Origin of the sequence: Myxococcus guangdongensis, from assembly GCF_024198255.1 — a bacterium.
GTDB lineage: Bacteria > Myxococcota > Myxococcia > Myxococcales > Myxococcaceae > Myxococcus > Myxococcus guangdongensis.
Genome location: NZ_JAJVKW010000042.1, coordinates 1 through 2942, shown reverse-complemented (window position 1 = coordinate 2942; position 2942 = coordinate 1). Strand labels below are relative to the sequence as shown.

The 2942-nt window shown below is 66.0% G+C and carries 3 protein-coding genes and 1 pseudogene; 3 read left to right on the top strand and 1 reads right to left on the bottom strand.

Features of this window, described 5'->3' with window-relative positions; translation table 11 throughout:
• The first annotated feature begins 163 nt into the window (after positions 1-163).
• From LXT21_RS45105 to tnpC, 3 genes and pseudogenes are all read left to right on the top strand, one after another.
• Positions 164-298, top strand: a complete 135-nt coding sequence (locus tag LXT21_RS45105; protein ID WP_256572512.1) for a hypothetical protein — start codon at positions 164-166, stop codon at positions 296-298.
• Positions 298-609 (top strand): annotated as a pseudogene (tnpB, locus tag LXT21_RS45755) (IS66 family insertion sequence element accessory protein TnpB); the annotation flags it as partial. The gene LXT21_RS45105 and the pseudogene tnpB, both read left to right, overlap by 1 nt.
• A gap of 86 nt (positions 610-695) precedes the next feature.
• Positions 696-2174, top strand: coding sequence for an IS66 family transposase (gene tnpC, locus LXT21_RS44585; protein WP_254044368.1), 1479 nt, complete (start codon positions 696-698; stop codon positions 2172-2174).
• A 166-nt stretch (positions 2175-2340) separates the two neighbouring features.
• On the opposite strand, the gene LXT21_RS44580 is transcribed toward tnpC, so the two are convergent.
• Positions 2341-2769, bottom strand: coding sequence for a hypothetical protein (locus LXT21_RS44580; RefSeq protein ID WP_254044367.1), 429 nt, complete (start codon positions 2767-2769; stop codon positions 2341-2343).
• Positions 2770-2942: the final 173 nt, after the last annotated feature.

Below are 2942 nucleotides of genomic sequence, written 5' to 3'. Positions count from 1 at the left end.
CGTCGCTCAAGACGTTGCCCATTCTCCGGGCGGACTCCACGTCCTACCCGGGCGTCAACGTCTCGGCCCTCTCCTTTGGCCGCTTTTCAGGGGACCTTCATTGGCCGGTTTTGGGTGACCACTGAGGGCAGGCCGTCCGCGAGCCGCGTTTCTTCCCGTAGAGGTGGTCGCGTCCCCCGCGCCGCGAGTCCGAGACGGGCTCCTGCTCGAAGTGGCTCTGCCACGCGGGCTGCTCTTGCGCTTCCCGGAGGGGATGCAGGCCGAGTACCTCGCGCACCTGGTGGCGGTGCTCGGCTGATGCTGCTGTTGCCCCGGGCGGTGCGAATCCTGCTGGCCAGAGAGCCCGCCGACATGAGGAACAGCATCGATGGGCTGGCGGCGATTGTGCGCGCCGAGTGGAAGGAGAGCCTCTACGCCGGCCACCTCTTCGTCTTCGTCTCGCGGCGCGGGGACAAGGTGAAGATTCTCTCCTGGGACGCGGGCGGCTTCGTCCTCACCTACAAGCGCTTGGAGCAGGGCCGCTTCCCCCTGCCTGCTTTCGCCGAGGACGCCTTGGGAGTGCAGTTGGATGCCACCCAGCTGTCCATGCTGCTCGACGGAATCGACGTCACGCACGTCCGGAGACCAGGCAAGTGGGCACCTCCCTCCGGTGCCGAGGCAATGCCCGTCACGGGTGGGCTGGTTTTCCCAGAGAGATGGCAGCGCTCTCCCAGACGCACCAGTGCGAGTGGCGTGAGCGAGCCGAAGGGCTCGAGCGGGAGAACCTCACCCTCAAGGAGCGCGTGGGCAGCATCGAATCCCAGCTCGCGCTCCTCCAGCGCACCGTCTTCGGAAAGAAGAGCGAGAAGCTCCCCCGTGTCGAAGACGAGCTGCGCAAGGCCGCGGGCGCCCCGCCCAGGTCGCGTGAAGCGACGCTGAAGGAGAGGCGCCTCAAACGCGAGGCGCGCGCGACGTTGCCCGAACGGGTGATTCACCACCGCGTCCCCGACGAGGCCCGGCGGTGTCCGTCCTGCGGCGGCACGGCGTTGAAGCCGCTGGGCCTCGGCAAGCGCACCGAACTCATCGAGTATGTGCCCGCGCACGTGGAGCGGCAGGTCCACCTGCAGGAGACACTCGCCTGCCCGTGCGGTGCGGGCATCGTCACCGCGCCCGCGCCGAAGGCCATTGAGCAGGGGCAGTACGGCCCGGGCTTCCTGGCGCACGTGGTGACGGCGCAGTGCTGCGACTCGATTCCGCTGTATCGCCAGGCCAAGGCCCTCGCCCGCGCGGGCATGCCCATCGCGCGCACCACGCTGTGCGATGTCTTCCACGAGGTGGGCCGGGCCACGGCGCCGCTCGCCTCGCGACTGCTGGCGCTCGTCCGTGAAGCCCTGCTGGTGCACGCCGACGAAACGCCTCAACGCGTGCTGGACGAGGGCAATGCGCGCCGGGCGTACGTCTGGACATTCCGTACCGACGAACTCATCGCGTACGTCCACAGCGCCAGTCGCTCCGGCGTGACGCCCATGGACGTCCTTGGAGGAACCCGGGGCTACCTGCTGGTGGACGGCTATACGGGCTACAACCGCGTGACGCTGCCGGAGGGGCGGATACGCGTGGGCTGCTGGGCTCACGTGCGCCGCAAATTCTTCGACGTCCTCCTCACCGCCCCTGAGTCCAGGACGGCGCTCGACTTCATCCTCGCGCTGTACCAGGTCGAGCATTCGGCCCGAGACGCAGGGACGCTGGGCACGCAGGACCACCTCGACGCTCGTCGTACCACCAGCGCACGTGTCCTCGCGCAACTGGCCACGTGGGTGGATGAACAGCTCCCGCTCCACCCGCCTAAGAGTCCCCTGGGCATGGCTCTTCGCTACACGAAGGGCCAATGGAGTGCACTGACGAGATTCCTGGAGGACCCCTCGCTGCCCCTCGACAACAACGCCGCGGAACGGGCACTGCGCGCCATGGCCCTGGGCAGGAAGAACTACCTCTTCGTCGGCAATGACGAGGCAGGTCGCAATCTCGCGGGACTCAGCTCCCTGGTCGCCACGTGCGCGGCGAACGGCGTCAACCCCGAGGCGTACCTCGCCGACGTGCTGATGCGACTTGGCAGCCACCCCGCGTCATGTCTGGACGAGTTGCTGCCGCACCGCTGGCAACCGTCCTCCTCCTCCGCGCCTGACTCCTCCTGAAGCCACGCCAGCCTTGGTGACGAGGACCTCTACGCGTGGCTACCATATGGCGCGAGCGGAAGGGGGCATCCGTCGGACGTCACCCGTCGGTCGGTTACGGGCATTGCGAGATCGGGCATCATGTTCGTTCAACGAACCGGCCCCTTCGCTCCATTTCAACAGGCGCTCAGTCGCAATTGGACCAAGTCAGCCACCCCTCGAGCCGAAATGCCCGAGATTTGGTGTCGGTGATGTCTTCGCCCAAGAGTGGTCCACTCAAGAACGAACACCGAAGCCACGCTTCACCATTGTCAGGGTGTGGCTCAATCCGAAAGTCGAAGAATACGTCCTGCCGCAGGGCTTCGATGCCGGCTTCCAACCGCGCAATCAGGTCAGGAGGAGGTGGTTCTGACCATGAATTCCAGCAGGCCTCCATGAAGAGGTCGGGCGCGCATGGGAGAGGTAGGAGGTAACCCATTGCTTCACTGTGGCGGCAAGCCACATCATGCGTCTGGTTGCTGTAAAGAAATCCCTCAGGGTGGTCGACGAGGATGACCGCCCCTGATTCGACCAGCGATTCCAGGCTGATTTCTGGTGGCTTCTGCCGCGAGTTCATGAGCGAGAGCCTACTCTGGAGCTGCTGGTACGCCCTAAACCAACGCTCGTCATCGGCGTGATCTTTGGAGGGGGCAGCCGAGCGAGGGCTCGAATGTAGGACATGCCCGCAGAGGGGAGAAAGATCGGGCCTTCTCAGACCTAAAGCGCTGTGCCCACGCGCGGCGCGTGGAG

What these genes read in the sequence shown, in the direction of transcription:
- tnpC (WP_254044368.1), top strand. Translation starts at nt 696, where the DNA reads ATGGCAGCGCTCTCCCAGACGCACCAGTGCGAGTGGCGTGAGCGAGCC.
- LXT21_RS44580 (WP_254044367.1), bottom strand. Translation starts at nt 2,769, where the DNA reads ATGAACTCGCGGCAGAAGCCACCAGAAATCAGCCTGGAATCGCTGGTC.